20 protein-coding genes are annotated in these 24,763 nt (G+C 52.3%); 5 read left to right on the top strand and 15 right to left on the bottom strand.

The features are described from left to right. Positions 1–61 precede the first annotated feature (61 nt). Entirely contained in the window at positions 62–3,343 is a 3,282-nt protein-coding gene (locus AB4H76_RS06600) for a DUF5107 domain-containing protein (protein WP_001329228.1), read from the bottom strand. A 117-nt stretch (positions 3,344–3,460) separates the two neighbouring features. Here AB4H76_RS06600 and AB4H76_RS06595 point away from each other — a divergent pair, with 117 nt between their 5' ends. Further along, the gene (locus AB4H76_RS06595; protein WP_001200789.1) at positions 3,461–4,654 is read left to right on the top strand and encodes an ROK family protein; all 1,194 of its coding nucleotides are present in this window, start codon (positions 3,461–3,463) and stop codon (positions 4,652–4,654) included. A gap of 197 nt (positions 4,655–4,851) precedes the next feature. On the opposite strand, the gene glyA is transcribed toward AB4H76_RS06595, so the two are convergent. Next, positions 4,852–6,105 (bottom strand): serine hydroxymethyltransferase, encoded by a 1,254-nt coding sequence (glyA, locus tag AB4H76_RS06590; protein WP_000919159.1) that lies wholly within the window; start codon positions 6,103–6,105, stop codon positions 4,852–4,854. Between the two features lie 327 nt (positions 6,106–6,432). Between glyA and hmpA the strand changes: the two genes are divergently transcribed. Then, entirely contained in the window at positions 6,433–7,623 is a 1,191-nt protein-coding gene (gene hmpA, locus AB4H76_RS06585; RefSeq protein ID WP_000883122.1) for an NO-inducible flavohemoprotein, read from the top strand. A gap of 44 nt (positions 7,624–7,667) precedes the next feature. Here hmpA and glnB read toward each other — a convergent pair whose 3' ends face one another. The 5 genes from glnB to purL form a co-directional block, all read right to left on the bottom strand. Beyond that, positions 7,668–8,006, bottom strand: a complete 339-nt coding sequence (glnB, locus tag AB4H76_RS06580; protein WP_000717694.1) for a nitrogen regulatory protein P-II — start codon at positions 8,004–8,006, stop codon at positions 7,668–7,670. A gap of 60 nt (positions 8,007–8,066) precedes the next feature. After that, the gene (glrR, locus tag AB4H76_RS06575; RefSeq protein WP_001295369.1) at positions 8,067–9,401 is read right to left on the bottom strand and encodes a two-component system response regulator GlrR; all 1,335 of its coding nucleotides are present in this window, start codon (positions 9,399–9,401) and stop codon (positions 8,067–8,069) included. Beyond that, positions 9,391–10,104 carry a two-component system QseEF-associated lipoprotein QseG gene (gene qseG / locus AB4H76_RS06570; protein WP_001215861.1) on the bottom strand — a complete coding sequence of 238 codons (714 nt, stop codon included), beginning with the start codon at positions 10,102–10,104 and terminating at the stop codon, positions 9,391–9,393. The genes glrR and qseG overlap by 11 nt, the downstream gene beginning before the upstream one ends. Positions 10,105–10,268: 164 nt before the next feature. Beyond that, complete coding sequence (gene qseE, locus AB4H76_RS06565; protein ID WP_001297612.1) at positions 10,269–11,696, bottom strand: two component system sensor histidine kinase QseE/GlrK; 1,428 nt, start codon at positions 11,694–11,696, stop codon at positions 10,269–10,271. Between the two features lie 575 nt (positions 11,697–12,271). Next, on the bottom strand, positions 12,272–16,159 hold the full coding sequence (gene purL, locus AB4H76_RS06560; protein WP_085452703.1) for a phosphoribosylformylglycinamidine synthase: 3,888 nt from the start codon (positions 16,157–16,159) through the stop codon (positions 12,272–12,274). Positions 16,160–16,415: 256 nt separating this feature from the next. Here purL and mltF point away from each other — a divergent pair, with 256 nt between their 5' ends. Further along, complete coding sequence (gene mltF / locus AB4H76_RS06555) at positions 16,416–17,972, top strand: membrane-bound lytic murein transglycosylase MltF (RefSeq protein WP_000734212.1); 1,557 nt, start codon at positions 16,416–16,418, stop codon at positions 17,970–17,972. On the opposite strand, the gene tadA is transcribed toward mltF, so the two are convergent. Continuing rightward, the gene (gene tadA, locus AB4H76_RS06550) at positions 17,969–18,472 is read right to left on the bottom strand and encodes a tRNA adenosine(34) deaminase TadA (protein WP_001301544.1); all 504 of its coding nucleotides are present in this window, start codon (positions 18,470–18,472) and stop codon (positions 17,969–17,971) included. The genes mltF and tadA overlap by 4 nt on opposite strands. A 57-nt stretch (positions 18,473–18,529) precedes the next feature. Then, the gene (yfhb, locus tag AB4H76_RS06545) at positions 18,530–19,165 is read right to left on the bottom strand and encodes a phosphatidylglycerophosphatase C (protein ID WP_000190655.1); all 636 of its coding nucleotides are present in this window, start codon (positions 19,163–19,165) and stop codon (positions 18,530–18,532) included. Between the two features lie 208 nt (positions 19,166–19,373). Between yfhb and AB4H76_RS06540 the strand changes: the two genes are divergently transcribed. Then, complete coding sequence (locus AB4H76_RS06540; protein ID WP_001013779.1) at positions 19,374–20,222, top strand: MurR/RpiR family transcriptional regulator; 849 nt, start codon at positions 19,374–19,376, stop codon at positions 20,220–20,222. 55 nt (positions 20,223–20,277) lie between these two features. Further along, complete coding sequence (yfhL, locus tag AB4H76_RS06535; RefSeq protein ID WP_001196283.1) at positions 20,278–20,538, top strand: 4Fe-4S dicluster ferredoxin YfhL; 261 nt, start codon at positions 20,278–20,280, stop codon at positions 20,536–20,538. 193 nt (positions 20,539–20,731) lie between these two features. Here yfhL and shoB read toward each other — a convergent pair whose 3' ends face one another. From shoB to rnc, 6 genes are all read right to left on the bottom strand, one after another. Next, complete coding sequence (gene shoB, locus AB4H76_RS06530; protein ID WP_000128776.1) at positions 20,732–20,812, bottom strand: type I toxin-antitoxin system toxin ShoB; 81 nt, start codon at positions 20,810–20,812, stop codon at positions 20,732–20,734. 420 nt (positions 20,813–21,232) lie between these two features. Then, positions 21,233–21,613 (bottom strand): holo-ACP synthase, encoded by a 381-nt coding sequence (gene acpS / locus AB4H76_RS06525; RefSeq protein ID WP_053900796.1) that lies wholly within the window; start codon positions 21,611–21,613, stop codon positions 21,233–21,235. Continuing rightward, positions 21,613–22,344, bottom strand: a complete 732-nt coding sequence (pdxJ, locus tag AB4H76_RS06520; protein WP_001295365.1) for a pyridoxine 5'-phosphate synthase — start codon at positions 22,342–22,344, stop codon at positions 21,613–21,615. Before pdxJ ends, acpS begins: the two co-directional genes overlap by 1 nt. An 11-nt stretch (positions 22,345–22,355) precedes the next feature. After that, the gene (gene recO / locus AB4H76_RS06515) at positions 22,356–23,084 is read right to left on the bottom strand and encodes a DNA repair protein RecO (RefSeq protein ID WP_000399393.1); all 729 of its coding nucleotides are present in this window, start codon (positions 23,082–23,084) and stop codon (positions 22,356–22,358) included. An 11-nt stretch (positions 23,085–23,095) separates the two neighbouring features. Next, a complete protein-coding gene (era, locus tag AB4H76_RS06510; protein WP_000020749.1) occupies positions 23,096–24,001 on the bottom strand; it encodes a GTPase Era in 906 nt (301 codons plus the stop codon). Further along, positions 23,998–24,678: a ribonuclease III gene (rnc, locus tag AB4H76_RS06505; protein WP_001068343.1), complete on the bottom strand. Its 681-nt coding sequence runs from the start codon at positions 24,676–24,678 to the stop codon at positions 23,998–24,000. Before rnc ends, era begins: the two co-directional genes overlap by 4 nt. Positions 24,679–24,763: the final 85 nt, after the last annotated feature.

Raw genomic sequence — 24,763 nt, 5'->3', positions numbered from 1 at the left:
ATTCTAATTATTTTGTGATGAGCGGCAGCGCATGCCGCTCAAATATTACAGTTAATAGGGTTTAGTGAACGTAGTTAAAAATAAAAGGCATCACGGTGGTGAATAATGCCGCTTTCGGCCAGGCCGGATTAATCGCCGTCAATTCAGCGCGAGCAGATTCATATTGCGCAACCTCCCCGAGTCCCGCGGACGCCAGCATCGCCACCATCAGGCATTTTTCTTTATGCTGCTGTTGTAAATCGCCATACAGCGACAACAGGTCAGGTTGTGAAACAGCAAAGAAATCCGCCTCAATACTGGTTTTCGCCATCTCTTGCGCCCACTGTTTCATTTCACTAAACAGTTGCTGTGCGGTTTGCTGTTCACCCAGCAGTCGCAGCGCCATTCCTTGCCAGAAGAGATAATCAACCGGCTGATCGTTGTAATAACTGTGGATGTTAATGGTGCGATCGCCGGTCGCCGCCAGACGTAAACAACGCATCGCTTCAGTTTCATCGCCCTGCGCGTTGGCGCATATCGCCTGCCAGAACCAGATGTCGTTATCAGTTTGCCCCGGTAAACGGCCTTCGCTTAAATTCTCCGGATAATGCAGCGCGGCATGAAGCAGTTCGCTGGCCTGCTGCGGCTCTCTGGCATCAAGATGCTGCCAGGCGCGTAATAACTGGTTGAGGATAAACTGACTGGTGACCTTCCCTTCCCCGCCTTCCCACGGGTGGAATTTACGCGTGGCGAGAATGTCCGCCGCTTTGTCTGCCTGACCCGTGAGATGCCACAAATTGAGCAGTTCTGCGGTCATGTCGTCGCGTTTCAGCGCAATTTCCTGATTATTTTCCAGACGCGCCAGTCGTTTCTCCGGTGTGGCTCCACTTAACTTATCAAGCAAATCCCGTTCGAAAAGCAGACGTGCATCCTGCGGCGCAAGCTGATAAGCATTATCAAGATAACGCGCGGCCAGCTCATAATCGTGTTGCTTATTCCACGCATGGATCGCTAACCCGCGCCAGCCGTCGGCAAACTCCGGCGACATCTCTACGCAACGTTGCCATAAGGCAATGGCTTTGTTGTAGCTACGTTTGTTATAGTAGAAGCAGGCCAGTAAATGGCGAGCAAACCAGCACTCTTCAATACTCTCCAGCGCCGCCACTTCTTCCAGCGTATTCGGGAAACGGACAAACTGCGGGAAGACATCAATGGCTTTTGCGACCAGTTCGCCACGTTCGGCTTTCGGCAGCAAGCTGGCTTGCAGGTAAAGCGGCAGCGTGCGCTGGCAGTCCAGTGCGTTCAGCATCTCTGCCGCCAGGGTGGGCATTCCCCAGTTAATCAGTTGCCCGGCGGTCATCAGAGCGTTAACGTCGCGTCCCTGACACAGACCGCGCCACTGCGCGAGGGCTGATTCGCTACGACCATCGAACCAGTTCAGCCACCACAGAGTGGCGTTCAGCGGATAATCGCGCAGCAGTTTCTCGCGCTGCAAACGCGCGTTGTCCTGACGACCACTTAACACCAGCAGCAGGTTATGCAGGCAAAGCACTTCCTGATTGGTTGGGCAGGCGCGAAGACTTTGTTGGCAAAAATCCAGACCCGCATCGAAGTTACCATTACGCGCAGCCAGTCGTGCCAGGCCATAATAGCCACCGGCTTTGCTGTTGCCGCTCCAGACCGCCCGCCAGAAATCCTCTTCGGCTTGTTGATATTGTCCCTGACGTTCGTAAGCACTGGCGCGAATCAAACTCGCCTGTCCGCACTGCGGATTTTTGTTCAGCGCATGTGCGCGTTTCAGAGCCTGAGTGGCATACGCCACCGCTTGCGGGAAATCGGCACGGTTATATTCCAGCATCGCCAGCGCCAGGTTACAGCGGTAATCCAGCGGATCCAGCGCCACGCCGCGCAGGTAGTAATCGAACGGTGAACGGCTGGCGTGATGATATTGCTCCAGATGCTGACCGATAAACCAGGCTTCATCTGTACTGGTAATGTCTTGTGCTGCCAGTGGCGCTTTGGCGACGTCCGGCAACGGCAACTCTTGCGGCTGATGTTCCTGATAACTCAGTACAATATTGCCGTCGGCATCGGAGAGCTCAATGGTCAGCCTTTCAGGATTGATACCGTGCAACACGCCCTGGATGGCGGTCGCAGGCATCAGTGCCACGGCATCATCAAGTAACGCGTTGCATTTGCCGATTTCGCGGATCGCCAGGCGGTATCCGTTCAACGGAGAGATGGCATACAGCCCCCACTCAATCCCCCGCTCACTACGCTGGAGTTTTATCACCGCATCGCGGGAGGCATTTTGCACCATGCCCAAAGAATGATAAGGCAGGAAATACTGCTCAAAACGCTTCTCTTCGTAAGCATCAAGCCAGGTAAAATCAGGCTGGTTATCGGCAAAAATACCGGTCATCAGTTCGATATACGGGCCGTTATTGTCGGTCAGACTCTTATCCCACGCCTGGCCAAATTCACTGTGTCCCCAGCTCCACTGCTTTTTACCTGGCGCAATATGGTGGTTGGCAACGTGTAGCAAACCACCATCTTCATCGTGACACCACGCGCCAACAAAATCGTACTGTGATTTTTCAGCCATATATGAGGTTGGAACGGGCACATTTTTATAGCGAGAAATGTCCACTCCAGCGGAGTAGTCCACTTTGTAGTAAGTGCCGGTGGCGATGGGGAAAGCGGAGACGGCCCGTTTGCCGTGATCAAACACCGCAGTCACATCCGGCGGGAAAACGCTCTGATGCCCTTCCCCCCCTTTCACTGCCGGGTTGGCCCACCACAAGAAATGACGCGGCGTGGCGTTGCCGTTATAGACGCGGCTGGCGATTTCCAGCGCCGCCCGGTCAGGGCGCAGGGTGAAACCTGTCATCACCTGTAAACCATGCATCGGCTCCGTTTCGCCGACCCACACCGTCTGTGCGCCGTCTTCATGGGCTTCGAGGGTGAAATCAACGGGCATAAAGGTGGTCGGGCGATGGTGTTGCGGCCAGTTAAACTCAATCCCGCCAGAGATCCACGGTCCCAGCAGCCCCACCAGCGCAGGTTTAATGACTTCATTGTGATAGACAAAATCGCGCTGTTTCACTTTATCCCATGCGCGATGCACCCGACCGCCCAGTTCCGGCAGGATCATCACTTTGATGTAGTCGTTTTCCAGCCACACCGCCTGCCAGGATTTCAGGGTTTTCTGTTCACTCAGCGTATCGGTCACGCCGTAGGGATAAACCGCGCCGGACGATCCCTGATAAACGCGATTTTCCAGGAACATGGGATGTATATCCTGCGGCCCGGTTTCATAGGTCGGGATCTCAACGCGCTCTTGCCACACTTTTACTGGAGTCATGGTGCCCTCAATATTAACAAGACATACTGAATTAAAAGATTTGTGGCAGTGTATTGAACAATCTGGCAATGTTTTCGCGGAATAATCACGCAATTAACTAAACAAGGTTTAGTGAAGATGAGAGCCTGCATTAACAATCAACAGATTCGCCACAATAACAAATGCGTGATTCTGGAACTGCTGTACCGGCAAAAGCGCGCCAATAAATCAACGCTGGCCCGGCTGGCGCAAATTTCGATTCCGGCGGTCAGTAATATTTTGCAGGAACTGGAAAGCGAAAAACGGGTGGTGAATATCGACGATGAAAGTCAGACGCGCGGGCATAGTAGCGGTACATGGCTGATTGCGCCGGAAGGTGACTGGACGCTGTGCCTGAACGTGACGCCCACCAGTATTGAGTGTCAGGTTGCTAATGCTTGTTTAAGTCCGAAAGGCGAGTTTGAGTATTTACAGATTGATGCACCGACGCCGCAGGCGCTGCTGTCCGAAATCGAAAAATGCTGGCATCGCCACCGTAAATTGTGGCCGGACCGTACCATCAACCTGGCGCTGGCAATCCACGGTCAGGTTGATCCGGTGACCGGCGTGTCGCAAACCATGCCGCAAGCGCCGTGGACAACGCCGGTTGAGGTAAAGTATCTGCTGGAAGAGAAGCTCGGCATTCGGGTGATGGTCGATAATGACTGCGTGATGCTGGCGCTCGCGGAGAAATGGCAAAATAATTCGCAGGAACGGGATTTCTGCGTGATCAACGTTGATTACGGCATTGGCTCGTCGTTCGTGATTAACGAGCAAATTTATCGCGGCAGTTTGTATGGTAGCGGACAGATTGGTCACACCATCGTTAATCCGGATGGCGTCGTCTGCGACTGTGGACGTTACGGCTGCCTGGAAACCGTCGCCTCGTTAAGCGCATTAAAAAAACAGGCGCGGGTATGGCTAAAATCACAACCGGTTAGTACTCAACTTGATCCTGAAAAACTGACTACAGCGCAGTTAATCGCTGCCTGGCAAAGTGGAGAACCGTGGATCACCAGCTGGGTTGACCGCAGTGCCAATGCCATTGGTTTGAGTCTGTATAACTTCCTCAACATCCTCAATATTAATCAGATTTGGTTGTACGGTCGCAGTTGTGCCTTTGGTGAGAACTGGCTTAATACTATTATTCGCCAGACAGGATTTAACCCGTTCGACCGCGACGAAGGACCGAGCGTGAAAGCGACGCAAATTGGCTTCGGGCAATTAAGCCGCGCACAACAGGTGCTGGGAATTGGCTATTTGTATGTTGAGGCGCAGTTACGACAGATTTGATGGCGCGATAACGTAGAAAGGCTTCCCGAAGGAAGCCTTGATGATCATAAACGAAAAATCGCCTGATGCGCTACGCTTATCAGGCCTACACGGAGATTGCAATATATTGAATTTGCAAGATTTTGTAGGCCTGAGAAGGTGTTCATGCCGCATCCAACATGAACAACGAGCACATTGTCAGCAAATCACCGTTTCGCTTATGCGTAAACCGGGTAACGTGCGCAGATGTCGAGAACTTTACCTTTGATGCGCTCGATAACGGCTTCATCATTGATGCTGTCCAGCACGTCACACATCCAGCCAGCCAGTTCTTTCGCTTCTGCTTCTTTGAAGCCGCGACGCGTAATTGCCGGAGTACCCACGCGAATACCGGAGGTCACAAACGGGCTCTTCGGATCGTTCGGTACGCTGTTTTTGTTGACGGTGATGTTAGCACGGCCCAGAGCGGCGTCTGCTTCTTTACCGGTCAGGTTTTTATCAACCAGATCAACCAGGAACAGGTGGTTATCAGTGCCGCCGGAAACCACTTTGTAGCCGCGCTCGAGGAACACTTCTACCATCGCTTTAGCGTTTTTCGCGACCTGCTGCTGGTAAGTTTTGAACTCAGGCTCCATCGCTTCTTTCAGAGCAACCGCTTTACCGGCGATTACGTGCATCAACGGACCGCCCTGACCACCAGGGAAAACGGCAGAGTTCAGTTTTTTGTACAGCTCTTCGCTACCACCTTTCGCCAGGATCAGGCCGCCGCGCGGACCCGCCAGGGTTTTGTGAGTGGTGGTAGTAACAACGTGAGCATGAGGAACCGGGTTCGGGTAGACGCCAGCAGCAACCAGGCCCGCAACGTGCGCCATATCAACGAACAGGTAAGCACCGATGCTGTCAGCGATTTCACGCATTTTCGCCCAGTCCACCACGCCGGAATATGCAGAGAAACCACCGATAATCATTTTCGGCTTGTGTTCTTTGGCTTGTTTTTCCAGATCGGCGTAGTCGATATGACCGGTAGCATCGATACCGTAAGGAACGATGTTGTACAGTTTACCGGAGAAGTTAACCGGAGAACCGTGAGTCAGGTGACCGCCATGCGCCAGGTTCATACCCAGAACGGTATCACCTGGTTCCAGCAGCGCGGTGTAGACCGCAAAGTTAGCCTGGGAGCCGGAGTGCGGCTGGACGTTAGCGTAGTCAGCGCCGAACAGTTCTTTCGCACGATCGATCGCCAGTTGTTCAACGATATCAACATACTCGCAACCGCCGTAGTAGCGTTTGCCCGGATAACCTTCAGCATATTTGTTGGTCAGCTGAGAACCCTGCGCCTGCATTACGCGCGGGCTGGTGTAGTTTTCGGAGGCGATCAGTTCGATGTGCTCTTCCTGACGTACTTTTTCCTGCTCCATAGCCTGCCACAGTTCGGCATCATAATCGGCAATGTTCATTTCACGCTTTAACATCCGCATCTCCTGACTCAGCTAACAATAAAATTTTTGGCCTTTATAGGCGGTCCTGTTGGACAACGGCGAACAGTATAACCGAATCATTGTGCGATAACAGGTCTTGACAAAGGAATTTACGCAAACGATTACCTTCAGGCTACGCAAGGCTTTGGAGAATAAAGAGCTTGCAACCGGAAACGGATTTCTTTTCAGGTTTGTGATGCAAATTTTTCACTTCATCACATTCTTTCTGAAAAACACCAAAGAACCATTTACATTGCAGGGCTATTTTTTATAAGATGCATTTGAGATACATCAATTAAGATGCAAAAAAAGGAAGACCATATGCTTGACGCTCAAACCATCGCTACAGTAAAAGCCACCATCCCTTTACTGGTGGAAACGGGGCCAAAGTTAACCGCCCATTTCTACGACCGTATGTTTACTCATAACCCAGAACTCAAAGAAATTTTTAACATGAGTAACCAGCGTAATGGCGATCAACGTGAAGCCCTGTTTAACGCTATTGCCGCCTACGCCAGTAATATTGAAAACCTGCCTGCGCTGCTGCCAGCGGTAGAAAAAATCGCGCAGAAGCACACCAGTTTCCAGATCAAACCGGAACAGTACAACATCGTCGGTGAACACCTGTTGGCAACGCTGGACGAAATGTTCAGCCCGGGGCAGGAAGTGCTGGACGCGTGGGGTAAAGCCTATGGTGTACTGGCTAATGTATTTATCAATCGCGAGGCGGAAATCTATAACGAAAACGCCAGCAAAGCCGGTGGTTGGGAAGGTACTCGCGATTTCCGCATTGTGGCTAAAACACCGCGCAGCGCGCTTATCACCAGCTTCGAACTGGAGCCGGTCGACGGTGGCGCAGTGGCAGAATACCGTCCGGGGCAATATCTCGGCGTCTGGCTGAAGCCGGAAGGTTTCCCGCATCAGGAAATTCGTCAGTACTCTTTGACTCGCAAACCGGATGGCAAAGGCTATCGTATTGCGGTGAAACGCGAAGAGGGTGGGCAGGTATCCAACTGGTTGCACAATCACGCCAATGTTGGCGATGTCGTGAAACTGGTCGCTCCGGCAGGTGATTTCTTTATGGCTGTCGCAGATGACACACCAGTGACGTTAATCTCTGCCGGTGTTGGTCAAACGCCAATGCTGGCAATGCTCGACACGCTGGCAAAAGCAGGCCACACAGCACAAGTGAACTGGTTCCATGCGGCAGAAAATGGCGATGTTCACGCCTTTGCCGATGAAGTTAAGGAACTGGGGCAGTCACTGCCGCGCTTTACCGCGCACACCTGGTATCGTCAGCCGAGCGAAGCCGATCGCGCTAAAGGTCAGTTTGATAGCGAAGGTCTGATGGATTTGAGCAAACTGGAAGGTGCGTTCAGCGATCCGACAATGCAGTTCTATCTCTGCGGCCCGGTTGGCTTCATGCAGTTTACCGCGAAACAGTTAGTAGATCTGGGCGTGAAGCAGGAAAACATTCATTACGAATGCTTTGGCCCGCATAAGGTGCTGTAATTTGATGTTGCCGGATGGAAACATCCGGCAACCCTTGACGCGGTTTAAATTGCCGCGTCGTCCTCTTCACCGGTACGGATGCGAATGACCCGTGCCACGTCAAAGACGAAGATTTTACCGTCACCGATTTTGCCGGTTTGCGCCGTGCGAATAATGGTATCGACACAGGTATCGACAATGTCGTCCGGTACGACAATCTCAATTTTCACTTTCGGCAGAAAATCCACCATATACTCCGCGCCGCGGTACAGCTCGGTATGGCCTTTCTGGCGACCAAAGCCTTTCACTTCGGTCACCGTCATGCCGGTAATACCGACTTCGGCCAGTGCTTCGCGGACATCGTCCAGCTTGAAGGGTTTTATAATCGCATCAATCTTTTTCATGCTATTCCTTGAAAAGGTCGCCTGTCTTTTGATCTGCTAAACGTAACACATAACGCCAATTCATTCCTTGAAATCGTTTGCATCCAGCTCGTGTCGGGAAAGCAGTTTATAAAATTCTGTCCGGTTGCGCCCCGCCATTCTCGCCGCGTGGGTGACGTTGCCTTTGGTGATTTGCAGCAGCTTACGCAAATAGTTGAGTTCAAACTGATTACGTGCCTCAACAAAGGTTGGCAGCGCCGTATTTTCACCCTCCAGCGCCTGCTCCACCAGCGCATCACTAATCACCGGAGATGAGGTCAGCGCCACGCACTGTTCAATCACGTTGACCAACTGGCGCACATTACCCGGCCAGCTCGCGGTCATCAGGCGTTTCATCGCATCGGTAGAGAACGCGCGGACAAACGGTTTATGTCGCTCTGCCGCCTGGCGCAACAGGTGATTTGCCAGTAGCGGAATGTCTTCTGTGCGCTCCGCCAGTGCCGGAATTTTCAGGCTGACAACGTTGAGGCGGTAATAGAGATCTTCGCGGAATTCCCCGCGCGCCATCGCTTTTGGCAGATCACGGTGAGTGGCAGAAATAATCCGCACATTGATATCAATATCGCGGTTACTGCCCAGCGGGCGCACTTTACGCTCCTGCAACACGCGCAGCAGTTTGACCTGTAACGGCGCAGGCATATCGCCAATTTCATCGAGAAATAGCGTACCGCCTTCCGCCGCCTGGAATAAACCTTCGCGATTGCTGACAGCGCCAGTAAACGCGCCACGCGCATGACCAAACAGCTCCGACTCCAGCAATTGCTCGGGCAATGCGCCACAGTTAATAGCAATAAATGGTTTGCTATTGCGCGGGCTGGCGTTGTGGATAGCCTGGGCGAAAATCTCTTTCCCGGTGCCGCTCTGGCCATTAATCAAAACGCTGACGTCTGATTGCGCCACCAGCCGCGCCTGTTCCAGCAAACGCAGCATCAGCGGGCTGCGGGTGACAATTGCCTCGCGCCAGCGTTCATCGGTGGCTGGCGCGGATTGCTCCAGCGCATCGTCAATTGCCTGATATAGCGCATCTTTATCGACAGGCTTGGTGAGGAAACTAAAAACGCCCTGCTGTGTTGCAGCAACGGCATCGGGAATAGAACCATGCGCGGTAAGAATAATTACCGGCATTCCCGGCTGCACTTTCTGGATTTCAGCAAACAGCTGCATACCGTCCATTTCATCCATCCGCAGGTCGCTGATAACTAAATCTACTTTTTCGCGATTCAGTACCCGTAATCCTTCAGCGCCACTTTCCGCCGTGACCACACTGTAGCCTTCGCTGGTCAGGCGCAGGCCAAGCAGTTTCAGCAATCCCGGATCGTCATCGACCAATAATAAATGCGCAGGTTTATGGCTCATCAGGAGTGACCTCATGGGTGGATGGCGCGGGCTTTTCACTCTCGTGCGGCGTATCCGGCGAGAAATTTCCAGCCGGTTTGCGGGTCGAGAGCTGGCGTTCAATATCGGTCAGGTTTTCCAGCTTGCGGGTGGTGAGTTCCAGTTGCTGCTGTAGAACGTGATGTTGCTGGCGCAATGTATCCAGCTCGCTGTCGCTGGACTGCTGGAGTTTACTGTAACGTTGGCGCTCTTCCGCCAGTTGCAGTTGCAGCGCCTGACCGTCGCGCCAGAGTTGATACAGTGGGCGAACCTGTGCCGGGATCTCGGTACTTAACGCTTCAATACGCGCGACCAGCTGGCGGCGCTCATACGGCGTAATTTTGGCGTCGGCGAGCAAAATCCCTTGTTTAAAGGTATTTTGCCAGCTGCCGTCGTCATATTGGCGAGCTTGCTGACGCGACTGCGCAGGCATTAAACGATCAGCACAATCCATCGCCCGCAGCCAGTAAAGCGGATTGGTTTCGGTTGATTTACCTTGCAGCGCCCAGATGTCGCTACATTCAGTAGAAAGATAGTCAGCCAGTTGATAAACCGGAATTTTTTCTTCTGCTGGCGTATCAATGGCTGGCTTATTGTGATTCTGCACGCAACCCAGCAATGCCAGACATGGCAGCCCTGCCAGCCACAGCCGTCGGGGCAATAATCGTTGAAAAATGTGTCGCATATTCACCAGACTTAAAGCCTATCCCAGTGGGCGTAATTGTTGCAGACAGTCTGGACATGGACAGCGCGGAGAAACCGGAGCGTACATATCGTACGTGAAGATTTCGAGCACTGCCCGGGGCCGAACTGACAAATAAAATAGCCTGATAGGATAGGCTGTTAGCATTATTTCGTGTTTTTCGACGACGGTAATTCAATGCGGAAACAAACGTCTTGCCCGCTCTCGTCGACCAGATACAGTTCCCCTTGCATACGGCGAATACAATCCCTGGCAATGCTTAATCCCAGACCGCTGCCCTTCACCGCCCCTTTTCGCTGGTGGCTTCCCTGAAAAAAGGGTTCGAAGATCATGGCGCGTTCCTCTTGCGGAATGGGCGTGCCTGTATTGATGACATCAATATAAACCCGCGCACCATGTAAACTGCTGCGAAGGCAAATGTTACCGGATTCAGCCCCGTAGTGCACCGCATTGGAGTAAAGATTATCCAGTACGCTCATCAGCAGCATTGGCTCCGCCAGGCAAGCTGTTGCTTTGAGATCGACGTCGGTATGCATCATTTTAGCCCGTGCGGGCAGGCTATGAGCAGAAACCACTGTCTCCACCAGCGGTGCTAATTCAACATTCTCCAGTTCCACCGCACTGTCCGCCTGTTTACGGTTGTAATCAAGCAGTTGTTCGATCAGTTTTTGCAAATTGCGGCTGCTGCTATCAAGAATGCTCACCACCTCTTTTTGCTCTGGCGTAAGCGGCCCGACAACCTGATCAGCCAGTAATTCAGTGCCCTCGCGCATACTCGCCAGTGGCGTTTTTAATTCATGAGATAAATGTCTTAAAAATTGATGGCGTTGGGATTCCAGCCATGACAGGCGCTCACTTAACCAAAGAATACGTTGCCCAACCGAGCGTAACTCGCTCGGTCCACTGAACGAAACGCTATTGCCCAGAGAACGCCCTTCCCCCAGACGGTTGATCATGCGCTCGATATTTTTCACCGGCCCGATAATCATCCGCGTGAAAAGTAGCACCATCACCAGACTCACCAGAAATAGCACCAGCGATTGCCAACCAAAATATTGCCCACGTTCGGCGATTTCACGCTGAAGTTGCTGCCCACGAGAGAACACCACTGTGCGCGTGGCCTGCACCATTTCGGTATTGGCACTGGCAAAGGCTTCAAGACGCGCGGCGGCGGCAGCATCGGGACCACTGTTGTTACACTGAAGTTGGGCCAGATTGTTCAAATCCTGACGCAATGCCTGGTAAAGTTTATCGTCTGGCAGTACGCCTGCGTGGGCATCGAGCATTTCGCTGTAACGCTTGCGCTGGCTTTGATAAACCTTCGCAAGCGTAGGGTCGTCCAGCACGCAATACTGACGGTAGCTACGCTCCATCTCCAGCGCCGCGTTGGTCATCGCTTCACTACGCCGGGCATCAATAAGCGTAGTGCGGTTAACCAGCGCCGCCTGATCGCTAAGCGCATTCAGGCTTTGCCAGGCTTGCCATGCCAGCACCAACAGGGGTAGTAGAATTAGCAAAAATGCCAGCATTACCAGTTGTCGTAATGAGCGGGGAAAAACGGGCCAGCGTTTCAAGGTGTTACTCTCGTCAGACGCGAATAGCCTGATGCTAACCGAGGGGAAGTTCAGATACAACAAAGCCGGGAATTACCCGGCTTTGTTATGGAATAAGGCGGTGCCTAACTCGACGTTTCGCCCGATGGTTGATATAGCTACGCTGATATCAGAAGTTGGACGGCAGGCACCTTGTTGTGCGTCATTCGAATTTTATGTAGCACGTCCCGAAGGGGCTGACATAAGTCGGTGAATGAGCCACTGCTTACTATTATGCAGTAACTGTGCCAATAAAGAAAATAGTTTGGTAACGTACTGATTATACGTTGCTTTGAGGGATTTATGGCTTCTTCGCTATTTGAATGTAAATCAGCCACTGTGTCGCTAAAAAGAGACAACTTAAGATAAACTTATTAGATTACAATAAAATCAATCATTTAAGTGTCGCCAGAAAGCGACACGGTAAACCACCCATTGTCGTGATTTACAGACACAAAAAAGCTCCCGGAGTTGGGAGCTTATGATAGTGGTTGGTGCTTAATGCCGGATGCGGCGTAAATGCCGCATCCGGGCTGCAAAACCAATGAACTGATGACTTACCCCAACTGCTTACGCGCATTGCGGAAAATGCGCATCCATGGGCCATCCTCGCCCCAGTTTTCCGGATGCCAGGAGTTGCTGACAGTACGGAAAACACGTTCCGGGTGCGGCATCATAATGGTGACTCGACCACTTTCAGTCGTAACCGACGTAATACCGTTCGGTGAACCGTTCGGGTTAGCCGGGTAGGTTTCAGTGACTTTGCCGAAGTTATCAACATAGCGCAGCGCCACCAGCCCTTTGCTTTCCAGTGCCGCCAGATGCGCCGCATCACGCACTTCCACGCGCCCTTCACCATGAGAGACAGCAATCGGCATTTGCGAGCCCACCATCCCCTGCAACAGCAGAGACGGGCTTTGGGTTACTTCAACCAGGCTGAAACGCGCTTCAAAGCGATCGGAGGTATTGCGCACAAAACGTGGCCACAACTCACTACCTGGGATCAGTTCGCGCAGGTTAGACATCATCTGGCAACCGTTACATACCCCCAGCGCCAGCGTTTGCGGACGGTGGAAGAAGGTTGCAAACTCATCGCGTACACGGTCATTGAACAGGATTGACTTCGCCCAACCTTCACCGGCACCCAGCACATCACCGTAGGAGAAACCACCGCACGCGACCAGGGCGTGGAAATCTTCCAGGACCGTGCGTCCGGTCAGCAGGTCACTCATATGCACGTCGATAGCATCAAAGCCTGCACGGTGGAAAGCTGCCGCCATTTCAACATGCGAGTTCACGCCCTGCTCACGCAGTACGGCAACTTTCGGACGTGCGCCAGTGGCAATATACGGTGCTGCCACATCTTCGTTGATATCGAACGACAGTTTTACATTCAGGCCAGGATCGGCATCGTTAGATTTCGCCTGGTGCTCCTGGTCAGCACACTCCGGGTTGTCACGCAGGCGCTGCATCTGCCAGGTAGTTTCTGCCCACCAGACACGCAACGTGGTGCGGCTTTCGCTGAATACAGTCTGCCCGTTGGCGGTAATCACAAAACGGTCACCGGAAACCGCCTGCCCTACATAATGGACACAATCAGCAAGCCCATGCTGTGCCAGTACGGACTCAACCGCTTCACGGTCAGCGGCACGAACCTGAATCACCGCACCCAGTTCTTCGTTAAACAACGCCGCCAGGCGATCGTCGCCCAGAGAGGCAATATCCGCGTTAATGCCGCAATGACCAGCAAAGGCCATTTCCGCCAGCGTTACCAGCAGGCCGCCATCAGAGCGGTCGTGGTATGCGAGCAGCTTACGCTGTGCAACCAGCGCCTGAATCGCGTCATAGAAGCCTTTCAGTTGCGCGACGTCGCGTACATCTGCCGGTTTGTCGCCAAGCTGACGATAAACCTGCGCCAGCGCCGTTGCGCCCAGCGCGTTATTGCCTTTGCCCAAATCAATCAGCAGCAGTGCGTTATCTTCGGTAGAAAGCTGTGGCGTGATGGTGTGACGCACATCTTCCACGCGGGCAAATGCAGAAATCACCAGCGACAGCGGCGACGTCATTTCGCGCTCTTCGTTACCTTCCTGCCAGCGGGTTTTCATCGACATAGAGTCTTTACCCACCGGGATCGTCAGGCCCAGCGCCGGACAAAGCTCTTCGCCCACGGCTTTAACGGCTTCATACAGGCCCGCATCTTCACCAGGGTGGCCTGCCGCCGCCATCCAGTTGGCGGAAAGTTTAATGCGTTTGATATCACCAATCTGTGTTGCGGCTATATTGGTTAACGCTTCACCGACCGCCAGACGGGCAGAGGCGGCGAAATCCAGCAGCGCAACCGGCGCACGCTCGCCAATCGCCATCGCTTCACCGTAGTAGCTGTCGAGGCTGGCGGTAGTGACCGCGCAGTTAGCGACCGGCACCTGCCACGGCCCCACCATCTGATCGCGCGCTACCATGCCGGTTACGCTGCGGTCGCCAATGGTCACCAGGAAGGTTTTTTCCGCCACAGTCGGCAGATGCAGCACACGTTTCACCGCATCTGCAATGGTGATCCCTTCACGGGCCAGCGCGTCGCCTTTCGCTTTCAGCGTTTGTACATCGCGGGTCATCTTCGGCGTTTTACCAAGCAGGACGTCCAGCGGCAGATCGATCGGCTGATTATCAAAATGACGATCGTGCAGAGAAAGATGCAGTTCTTCGGTCGCTTCACCAATCACCGCGTAGGGTGCGCGTTCACGCTTACACAGTTCGTCAAACAGCGGTAATTGATCGGCAGCAACCGCCAGCACGTAGCGTTCCTGGGATTCGTTACACCAGATTTCCAGCGGGCTCATGCCCGGTTCGTCGCTTAGAATATCGCGCAGTTCAAATTTACCGCCGCGTCCGCCGTCGCTCACCAGCTCCGGCATCGCGTTAGAAAGACCGCCCGCACCGACGTCGTGGATAAACAGAATTGGGTTAGCATCACCAAGCTGCCAGCAACGGTCGATCACTTCCTGGCAACGACGCTCCATCTCCGGGTTGTCGCGCTGTACGGAAGCAAAGTCGAGGTCGGCATCAGACTGACCTGACGCCATGGAAGACGCCGCTCCGCCGCCAAGACCGATGTTCATTGCCGGGCCGCCGAGAACGACCAGCTTCGCACCGACGTTGATCTCGCCTTTTTGTACGTGATCGGCGCGAATGTTGCCGATCCCGCCCGCCAGCATGATCGGTTTGTGATAACCGCGCAGCTCTTCGCCGTTGTGGCTGTTCACTTTTTCTTCATAAGTACGGAAGTAGCCATTCAGTGCCGGACGACCAAATTCGTTGTTAAACGCCGCGCCGCCCAGCGGGCCTTCGGTCATGATGTCCAGCGCGGTGACAATGCGCTCAGGCTTACCGAAATCTTCTTCCCACGGCTGTTCGAAGCCAGGAATTCGCAGGTTGGAAACGGAGAAACCAACCAAACCCGCTTTCGGCTTCGCGCCGCGCCCGGTGGCACCTTCATCGCGGATTTCACCGCCGGAACCGGTCGCCGCGCCCGGCCACGGAGAAATCGCCGTCGGGTGGTTGTGAGTTTCGACTTTCATCAGAATATGCGCCGGTTCCTGATGGAAATCGTAGCGGCCCGTTTCGTGGTCAGCAAAGTAGCGGCCCACTTCAGAACCTTCCATTACGGCGGCGTTATCTTTATAAGCAGAGAGAACGTAATCTGGCGTGGTTTCGAAGGTGTTTTTGATCATCTTAAACAGCGATTTCGGCTGTTGCTCACCGTCGATAACCCAATCGGCGTTAAAAATCTTGTGGCGACAGTGCTCGGAGTTCGCCTGGGCGAACATATACAGCTCGATGTCGTTCGGGTTACGACCAAGCTTTGTGAAAGCATCCTGCAGATAGTCAATTTCATCTTCCGCCAGTGCCAGGCCAAGACGCAGGTTAGCGTCGATTAGCGCCTGACGGCCCTGCCCCAGCAAATCAACGCTTGTGACCGGAGTCGGTTGATGGTGGGCAAACAACTGCTCTGCATCATCTAAAGCAAAAAAGACCGTTTCCATCATGCGGTCGTGCAGTTCAGCGGTAACCTGCTGCCATTGTTCATTGGTCAGCGTACCGGCTTCTATATAGTAAGCAACGCCGCGCTCAAGGCGGTTTACCTGTTGTAGCCCGCAGTTATGGGCAATATCGGTCGCTTTCGAAGACCAGGGAGAGATGGTGCCAGGACGCGGGGTCACCAGCAGGAGTTTGCCTTGCGGGGCGTGGCTGGCGAGTGCCGGACCATATTTCAGCAGGCGTTCAAGTTGTGCGTGCTCATCATCGTTTAACGGCGCATTGAGGTCAGCAAAATGGACATACTCGGCGTAAATATTGTGAACCGGGAGCCTGGCAGCCTGAAAACGTGCCAGCAGTTTGTTGATTCGGAATGCCGACAGTGCAGGCGAACCACGCAGAATTTCCATCATAAGTCTCTCGTCTTCTAAGCTTTCGGTGTACCCAAGGGGGGAAACGGGCGTCATTATAAAGAATCTGATGCGCTGACGAAACCGTTTGCGTGGAAATAAAATCACCATCGTGAATTAGCAACGCGTGCCGCCAATGGCTGTAATAAGTTGCCATCTGGCGCAGGTTTACGCAAAATGCCGCTCATTTATGAGTAAACCTTTCACTATTATTACGTTTTTTCAAGCTGGGACGCGCACGACACAGAGAATTAACTAATTGAAAAAATTAAAGATTAATTATCTGTTCATCGGCATTCTGGCACTGCTGCTCGCGGTCGCTCTCTGGCCATCCATTCCCTGGTTTGGTAAAGCCGACAACCGTATCGCCGCCATTCAAGCGCGGGGAGAGTTGCGTGTGAGCACCATTCATACTCCCCTGACTTATAACGAAATCAACGGGAAACCTTTTGGCCTGGATTACGAACTGGCGAAACAGTTTGCCGATTACCTCGGCGTAAAACTGAAAGTGACCGTGCGGCAGAATATCAGCCAGCTGTTTGACGACCTTGATAATGGTAACGCCGACCTGCTGGCGGCAGGACTTGTCTATAACAGTGAGCGGGTAAAAAATTATCAGCCTGGCCCTACCTATTATTCCGTGTCACAACAACTGGTTTATAAAGTGGGTCAGTATCGCCCACGTACGCTGGGCAACCTGACGGCGGAGCAACTCACCGTTGCACCGGGTCATGTGGTGGTTAACGATCTCCAGACCCTGAAAGAAACAAAATTCCCGGAATTAAGCTGGAAGGTAGACGACAAAAAAGGCTCTGCGGAATTAATGGAAGATGTCATCGAAGGAAAACTCGATTACACCATTGCTGATTCTGTCGCCATCAGCCTGTTTCAGCGCGTTCACCCGGAGCTCGCCGTAGCGCTCGATATCACCGATGAACAACCGGTGACCTGGTTTAGCCCGTTAGATGGCGATAATACCCTTTCCGCCGCCCTGCTCGACTTCTTCAACGAAATGAATGAAGACGGTACGCTGGCACGCATTGAAGAGAAATACCTGGGGCATGGCGATGATTTTGATTACGTCGATACGCGCACATTTTTACGCGCCGTCGATGCGGTACTGCCGCAGTTAAAGCCCCTGTTTGAGAAATACGCCGAAGAAATTGACTGGCGTTTGCTGGCCGCTATTGCTTATCAGGAATCGCACTGGGATGCACAGGCCACTTCACCGACGGGTGTGCGCGGCATGATGATGTTAACCAAAAATACCGCGCAGAGCCTCGGCATTACGGATCGTACCGATGCCGAACAGAGCATCAGCGGCGGCGTGCGTTATTTGCAGGATATGATGAGTAAAGTGCCGGAAAGTGTGCCGGAGAACGAACGGATCTGGTTTGCCCTCGCTGCGTACAATATGGGCTATGCGCATATGCTGGATGCCCGCGCCCTGACGGCAAAAACCAAAGGGAATCCTGACAGTTGGGCTGACGTAAAACAGCGTCTGCCTTTACTTAGCCAGAAACCCTATTACAGCAAGCTGACTTACGGCTACGCTCGTGGGCATGAAGCCTACGCTTATGTCGAAAATATTCGTAAGTATCAGATTAGCCTGGTGGGTTATCTGCAAGAGAAAGAGAAGCAGGCTACAGAAGCGGCGATGCAACTAGCGCAGGATTATCCGGCGGTATCGCCTACGGAGTTGGGCAAAGAGAAATTTCCTTTTCTTTCGTTTCTTTCCCAGTCGTCATCAAACTATTTGACCCACTCTCCCTCTCTGCTGTTTTCCAGGAAAGGGAGTGAAGAGAAACAAAATTAATCTGTCGAGGATTGCGCTTTTTTCTGCGCTTTAATTTCCTGGCGGCGCATGCGAAAGAAGTCACTGAGCAACGCCGCGCACTCATCCGCCAGTATTCCTTCCGTAATTTCCACTCGGTGATTCATACCCGGATGATGCAGCACATCCATTAAAGATCCCGCAGCGCCAGTTTTCGCGTCACGCGCACCAAAGACCACGCGCCCAATGCGACTGTGGATCATCGCTCCGGCACACATTACACAGGGTTCAAGCGTGACATACAACGTGGCGTCGATCAGACGATAATTTTGCATCACCAGACCGCCCTGCCTCAGGGCCATGATTTCTGCATGTGCGGTGGGATCATGTCGACCAATCGGACGGTTCCAGCCTTCGCCAATAACACGATTGTTATGCACTAATACCGCGCCGACCGGTACTTCCCGCTCATCCCAGGCACGCTTCGCCAGCGTCATTGCATGACGCATCCAGTATTCGTGGCTAAATTCGACTTCAGACAAAAAGAAAACTCCGGTTATAAAAGCGCGGCGCATTATACACGGACGCTATGCTTTACTCTATTCCAGTTGCTGGAGTTCACCGCGCGGGGTTACTCGCCAACGATGCTGACAGAAATAAAGCAGCGGATTGTCCTGATTACTGTCGCTATAGCCACTGTACAGCCGCAGCGGCGTGCCGATTTTGCGCTCCAGTTGTGCGACCTTTTCATGTCCCAGACAACGCATCGTCAATACCCAACCACCATAGCCACGCTGAATCTGACTGGCGATAAGATTAACCCGCGGCAGCCAGGGCGTATCGAAATAAACCGCTTCAACCAGCGGCTGCGGAGAGCCGGTAATCAACCAGATATCAGCATCGGAACTTAACAGGTAGGTGGTTAATCGCTCCTGAACCAGCGGAAAGGCGGTAACATTGTCGCGAAACCAGCGCACGAAATCGGCCTGCAACGTCTGTAAACGTGCTTCGCTGTGACCAAAAGTGCACCCCCACAGAAGCAGACTCATCGGCCAGCGTGCCGCACGACCTTTTATCAATAACGCAATGGCTATAATCGGTAACAACGGCAGGACAAGTAACGCATTCAGCGGTTGGCGACGTAGTAAATAGCGCAGAAAACTGCCGAACATATCCTGCTGATGCAATGTTCCATCTAAGTCAAAAAACACCACACGACGCTCGTGAGTTGCCAAACCATACTCCTCTGGACTGAAACATCCTGATTAATTTTCGCTACTACATAGCCTAACAGATAGATCATCACTTTTCCGGCAACAATCGACCGCATCATGGCTAACTGGAATTTTTAATTCATGGCAATTAGCGGCAATGGAATATAAAATTCACTCGCGTGTGTCTCATATTGCCTGTTGTCGCCACTATTTCATCGCGAGGAAAGATATGAACGGCTTACTTCGTATCCGTCAGCGTTACCAGGGGCTTGCCCAGAGTGATAAAAAACTGGCGGATTATCTGCTGCTACAACCTGATACGGCGCGCCATTTAAGCTCTCAGCAACTGGCCAACGAAGCCGGAGTCAGTCAGTCCAGCGTCGTGAAGTTCGCGCAAAAACTCGGCTATAAAGGTTTTCCGGCGCTTAAGTTGGCGTTGAGTGAAGCGCTGGCAAGCCAGCCGGAATCACCCTCCGTGCCCATTCATAACCAAATCCGCGGTGATGATCCGTTACGGCTGGTCGGCGAAAAACTGATTAAAGAAAATACTGCCGCTATGTACGCAACGCTAAACGTTAATAGTGAAGAGAAACTGCATGAATGCGTAACAATGTTGCGCTCTGCGCGGCGGATAATTCTGACCGGTATTGGCGCTTCGGGTCTGGTGGCGCAAAACTTTGCCTGGAAGCTGATGAAGATTGGCTTCAATGCTGCCGCAGTGCGCGATATGCATGCGCTACTCGCAACAGTACAGGCGTCGTCCCCTGACGATCTGTTATTAGCCATTTCCTACACCGGTGTACGACGCGAGTTAAACCTGGCGGCAGATGAGATGCTGCGAGTGGGCGGAAAAGTGCTGGCGATTACCGGCTTTACTCCGAATGCCCTGCAACAGCGTGCTTCTCATTGCCTGTATACCATTGCCGAAGAACAAGCGACAAACAGTGCTTCAATCTCTGCTTGTCACGCTCAGGGAATGTTAACGGATTTGCTGTTCATTGCGCTGATTCAGCAGGATCTGGAACTGGCACCAGAACGTATTCGTCATAGTGAAGCGCTGGTGAAAAAACTGGTCTGAGTAAAGAATGCGCGTATAATGCCCGCCCGGTTTGTGTTGTTTTGAGAGTTTCCTTATGGCGTTGTTAATCACTAAAAAATGCATCAATTGTGATATGTGTGAACCCGAATGCCCGAATGAGGCGATTTCAATGGGAGATCATATCTACGAGATTAACAGCGATAAGTGTACCGAATGCGTAGGGCACTACGAGACACCAACCTGCCAGAAGGTGTGCCCGATCCCCAATACTATTGTGAAAGATCCGGCGCATGTCGAGACAGAAGAACAGTTGTGGGATAAATTTGTGCTGATGCACCACGCGGATAAAATTTAATATTCTACTCTGGAAGTAGAGTATTAATTATATTACTGGGAAGCCTTAACGCCATTATATTTATTTAATTGATGACATTAGCATAATCATTCACTAAGTTAATTTATATAGTATCTGCCCAGACACTTATTTATAGTTATTAAAGGTGCGTCCGACTGGTTCACCGGACGCACCTTAAGTACGTTTCCTTGTGTTATAAGAACAGAAGGATCAGCTGTAAAACAGCAATGATGATTTTGATGACCCGTTTAATCAGGTATCGGCAATCAGTCATTCGTTTTTCCTTAAACAAGGAATGCAGCCATTCAGATTAGCCCTTACATCTCCCCAAAACTGAACGTGCGAGTTATTGAGGGTGCATGCTGCACTCCACACCAGAGCTTTGACGACACCACTCGTTTCAATGGGGGAATTCTGTGGCATGGTGTAAAGCACAGCAAAATCTTCAATAACGAAGCCAATTTTAATGTACTTACGAATTGGCGGTCACGTTAATCTTTCCATCAATATTGCTTTCTTCGTAAAGGCTCGAGTTTTTATGCTAAAGATTGCAAGTTGCTTGTAAAAGATAAGTACACTGATCCATAATCGCTGTTGTTGAGGGTGCATGCTGCACAAAATTAAAGTTAAAAAGTAAAACCCCCGTTCCTTACCAGTTCGGGGGTTTTACTTTTTAAAGAGAACGGTATTATTTTTAACTTTCAATAATTACCGTGGCGCAAGCATAGTGGCGCTCATCGGCCAGCGTCACATGCATATTTGCAACGCCCAGCTTTTCCGCCAGTTTTAATGCCTCACCCCATAGCCGTAGCCGTGGTTTGCCGAGCTCATCATTGAATACTTCAAATTGATTAAACGCCAGACCATTGCGGATCCCGGTGCCAAACGCTTTTGCTGCGGCTTCTTTCACAGCAAAACGCTTCGCCAGAAAACGCACCGGCTGGTGGTGCGTTTTCCAGATTGCCCATTCGTTATCGCTTAATACGCGGCGTGCCAGGCGTTCACCGGATCGGGCGATCACTGCTTCTATGCGAGCGATCTCTACGATATCCGTGCCTAAACCTAATATTGCCATTAGCCACGCGCTTCCAGCATCAGACGCTTCATTTCTGCCACCGCATCTTTCAGTCCGGTCATCACTGCACGACCAATAATGGCATGACCGATATTCAGTTCATGCATCTCAGGGATGGCGGCAATAGCTTTCACGTTGTGATAGGTCAGACCGTGACCAGCGTTAACTTTCAGACCGAGACTAGCGGCAAAGGTCGCGGCTTTGGCGATACGCGCCAGCTCTTGCGCCTGTTCGGCGTCAGTTTTGGCATCAGCATAGCAACCGGTGTGGATCTCGATAAACGGTGCGCCAACCTCTGCCGCAGCTTTGATCTGCTCTTCATCGGCGTCGATAAAGAGAGAAACCTGGATCCCGGCATCTGCCAGACGTTTGCAGGCATCGCGCATTTTTTCACGCTGCCCTGCAACGTCCAGGCCGCCTTCGGTTGTTACTTCCTGACGCTTTTCCGGTACCAGGCAGCAAAAATGTGGCTTCGTCTCAACGGCGATCGCCAGCATCTCTTCGGTCACTGCCATCTCCAGATTCATACGGGTATCCAGCGTCTGACGCAGGATGCGCACGTCGCGGTCAGTAATGTGACGGCGATCTTCACGTAAATGCACGGTAATGCCGTCCGCTCCCGCCTGCTCGGCAATAAACGCCGCCTGCACCGGATCCGGGTAAGCAGTACCGCGTGCGTTACGCAGCGTTGCAATATGGTCAATGTTGACGCCTAACAGTAATTCAGCCATGACAATCCTCATCATTCATAATGTGTTTTCACCGTTCGCTTAGGCATAAACTGCCGGAACAGTTCCCTGCTCTTTAATGGTTTACCGCCAAGATACGGCTTAAGCGCCATGCGGGTAAAGCGTTTCGCGGCGCGTAGTGTGTCTGCGTCAGGAAATTCCCGCGCGTTTAACGCTTTTAACTGCCTTCCGGTGAACGTTTTATTGTCGATAACGACGCTTGCGATAAACCCTTTTTCTTCGCGATAACGATACGTCATGGTGTCATCTACCGGCTCGCCGCTACCCGCGCAATGGGTAAAATTGACGCCATAGCCCAGATGCCCGAGCAGTGCCAGTTCAAAGCGGCGCAGCGCGGGTTCTGGCGTACCAGTGGCACCTGCAAGAGACTGAATGCAGTGCAAGTAATCGAAAAAGAGTTCAGAGAAGCGCGTCTCGTATTCCAGTACGCGGGAGAGAAGTTCGTTGATGTACAGACCGCTGTAAAGCGTGATACCGCTTAATGGCAGCGCCAATGAGACAGCTTCAGCACTGCGCAACGTTTTGACTTCGCCACGCCCGCCGAAACGTAGCAAGAGAGGGGTGAAAGGCTGTAATGCACCTTTCAGGGTAGAGCGTTTAGAGCGTGCGCCTTTGGCAACCAGACGCACGCGACCCGATTCCTCCGTGAAGACGTCCAGCATCAGGCTGGTTTCGCTCCACGGGCGACTATGCAGGACAAATGCGCGCTGCCAGCCTTCCATCGGAGTTACTCTTAAAGATCGTCAACGTAACCGAGACTGCGCAGTGCGCGTTCGTCGTCGGCCCAACCGGATTTCACTTTTACCCACAGTTCAAGGTGAACAGGCGCTTCGAACATTTCCTGCATGTCTTTACGCGCTTCAATCCCGATGGTTTTGATCTTGGCCCCTTTGTTGCCAATGACCATCTTCTTCTGCCCTTCACGCTCAACGAGAATCAAACCGTTGATGTCATAACCACCGCGTTCGTTAGAGACGAAACGTTCGATCTCCACGGTCACGGAGTACGGCAGTTCAGCGCCGAGGAAACGCATCAGTTTTTCGCGGATGATTTCAGACGCCATAAAACGCTGTGAGCGATCGGTGATGTAATCTTCCGGGAAGTGATGAGTCGCTTCAGGTAGATGCTTACGCACGATTGCCGCAATAGTGTCAACATTCAGCCCGGTTTCGGCAGAGATTGGCACGATATCGAGGAAGTTCATCTGGCTTGCCAGGAACTGCAGGTGCGGCAGCAGATCGGCTTTCTCCTGCACGTTGTCCACTTTGTTCACCGCGAGGATTACCGGCGCTTTGCCTTCGCGCAGTTTGTTGAGCACCATTTCGTCGTCCGGCGTCCAGCGGGTGCCTTCAACGACAAAAATCACCAGCTCAACATCGCCAATAGAGCTGCTCGCCGCTTTGTTCATCAGGCGGTTAATGGCGCGTTTTTCTTCCATATGCAGGCCCGGTGTATCGACGTAGATCGCCTGATACGCGCCTTCAGTATGGATCCCCACAATGCGGTGACGAGTTGTCTGCGCCTTGCGGGAAGTGATGGAGATTTTCTGCCCCAGCAGTTTGTTCAACAATGTGGATTTGCCAACGTTCGGACGTCCGACGATGGCAATAAATCCGCAGTAACTTTTATCGATGCTCATTCCAGCTCCAGTTTTTTCAACGCCTGTTCGGCGGCAGCCTGCTCAGCCTTACGACGGCTTGAACCTGTGCCAACCACCGGTTCACTCAGGCCGCTGACCTGGCAGTGGATAGTAAATTCCTGATCGTGCGCTTCGCCACGTACCTGGACTACCAGATAAGTCGGCAGCGGCAGATGGCGACCCTGCAAATATTCTTGCAAGCGCGTTTTCGGATCTTTTTGTTTATCGCCTGGGCTAATTTCGTCCAAACGAGTTTGATACCAGTTGAGGATTAATTTCTCGACGGTTTGAATATCACTGTCGAGGAATACGCCACCAATTAATGCTTCGACGGTGTCGGCGAGAATTGACTCACGACGAAATCCACCGCTTTTAAGTTCACCTGGCCCTAAACGTAAGCACTCGCCTAACTCAAATTCGCGCGCCAGTTCCGCCAGCGTATTGCCACGGACCAGCGTGGCGCGCATCCGGCTCATATCGCCTTCATCCACACGAGGGAAACGGTGATAAAGCGCATTGGCGATAACGTAGCTCAGAATAGAGTCGCCTAAAAATTCTAAACGCTCGTTATGTTTACTGCTGGCACTACGATGAGTTAATGCCTGCTGCAACAGTTCCTGATGATTAAAAGTGTAGCCCAGCTTCCGTTGAAGCCGATTAATTACGATGGGGTTCATGCGATACCAATAAATAAATGCGTCAACAATTCAGCACACGAAACAGACCTGATATACATGGTTCTGCTAACTGCTTCGCTGCAGT

The sequence above is a fragment of the Escherichia sp. UTM R2 genome, assembly GCF_048593455.1.
Taxonomy (GTDB): Bacteria; Pseudomonadota; Gammaproteobacteria; order Enterobacterales; family Enterobacteriaceae; genus Escherichia; species Escherichia coli.
This window is presented reverse-complemented; position numbering and strand designations above follow the sequence as displayed.

Bases quoted from the DNA above. Each gene is read 5' to 3' on its own strand.
- recO (WP_000399393.1), bottom strand. From the start codon at position 23,084: ATGGAAGGCTGGCAGCGCGCATTTGTCCTGCATAGTCGCCCGTGGAGC.
- AB4H76_RS06595 (WP_001200789.1), top strand. From the start codon at position 3,461: ATGAGAGCCTGCATTAACAATCAACAGATTCGCCACAATAACAAATGC.
- yfhL (WP_001196283.1), top strand. From the start codon at position 20,278: ATGGCGTTGTTAATCACTAAAAAATGCATCAATTGTGATATGTGTGAA.
- glrR (WP_001295369.1), bottom strand. From the start codon at position 9,401: ATGAGCCATAAACCTGCGCATTTATTATTGGTCGATGACGATCCGGGA.
- acpS (WP_053900796.1), bottom strand. From the start codon at position 21,613: ATGGCAATATTAGGTTTAGGCACGGATATCGTAGAGATCGCTCGCATA.
- era (WP_000020749.1), bottom strand. From the start codon at position 24,001: ATGAGCATCGATAAAAGTTACTGCGGATTTATTGCCATCGTCGGACGT.
- rnc (WP_001068343.1), bottom strand. From the start codon at position 24,678: ATGAACCCCATCGTAATTAATCGGCTTCAACGGAAGCTGGGCTACACT.
- shoB (WP_000128776.1), bottom strand. From the start codon at position 20,812: ATGACTGATTGCCGATACCTGATTAAACGGGTCATCAAAATCATCATT.
- glnB (WP_000717694.1), bottom strand. From the start codon at position 8,006: ATGAAAAAGATTGATGCGATTATAAAACCCTTCAAGCTGGACGATGTC.
- AB4H76_RS06540 (WP_001013779.1), top strand. From the start codon at position 19,374: ATGAACGGCTTACTTCGTATCCGTCAGCGTTACCAGGGGCTTGCCCAG.
- pdxJ (WP_001295365.1), bottom strand. From the start codon at position 22,344: ATGGCTGAATTACTGTTAGGCGTCAACATTGACCATATTGCAACGCTG.
- hmpA (WP_000883122.1), top strand. From the start codon at position 6,433: ATGCTTGACGCTCAAACCATCGCTACAGTAAAAGCCACCATCCCTTTA.
- qseG (WP_001215861.1), bottom strand. From the start codon at position 10,104: ATGCGACACATTTTTCAACGATTATTGCCCCGACGGCTGTGGCTGGCA.
- glyA (WP_000919159.1), bottom strand. From the start codon at position 6,105: ATGTTAAAGCGTGAAATGAACATTGCCGATTATGATGCCGAACTGTGG.
- purL (WP_085452703.1), bottom strand. From the start codon at position 16,159: ATGATGGAAATTCTGCGTGGTTCGCCTGCACTGTCGGCATTCCGAATC.
- AB4H76_RS06600 (WP_001329228.1), bottom strand. From the start codon at position 3,343: ATGACTCCAGTAAAAGTGTGGCAAGAGCGCGTTGAGATCCCGACCTAT.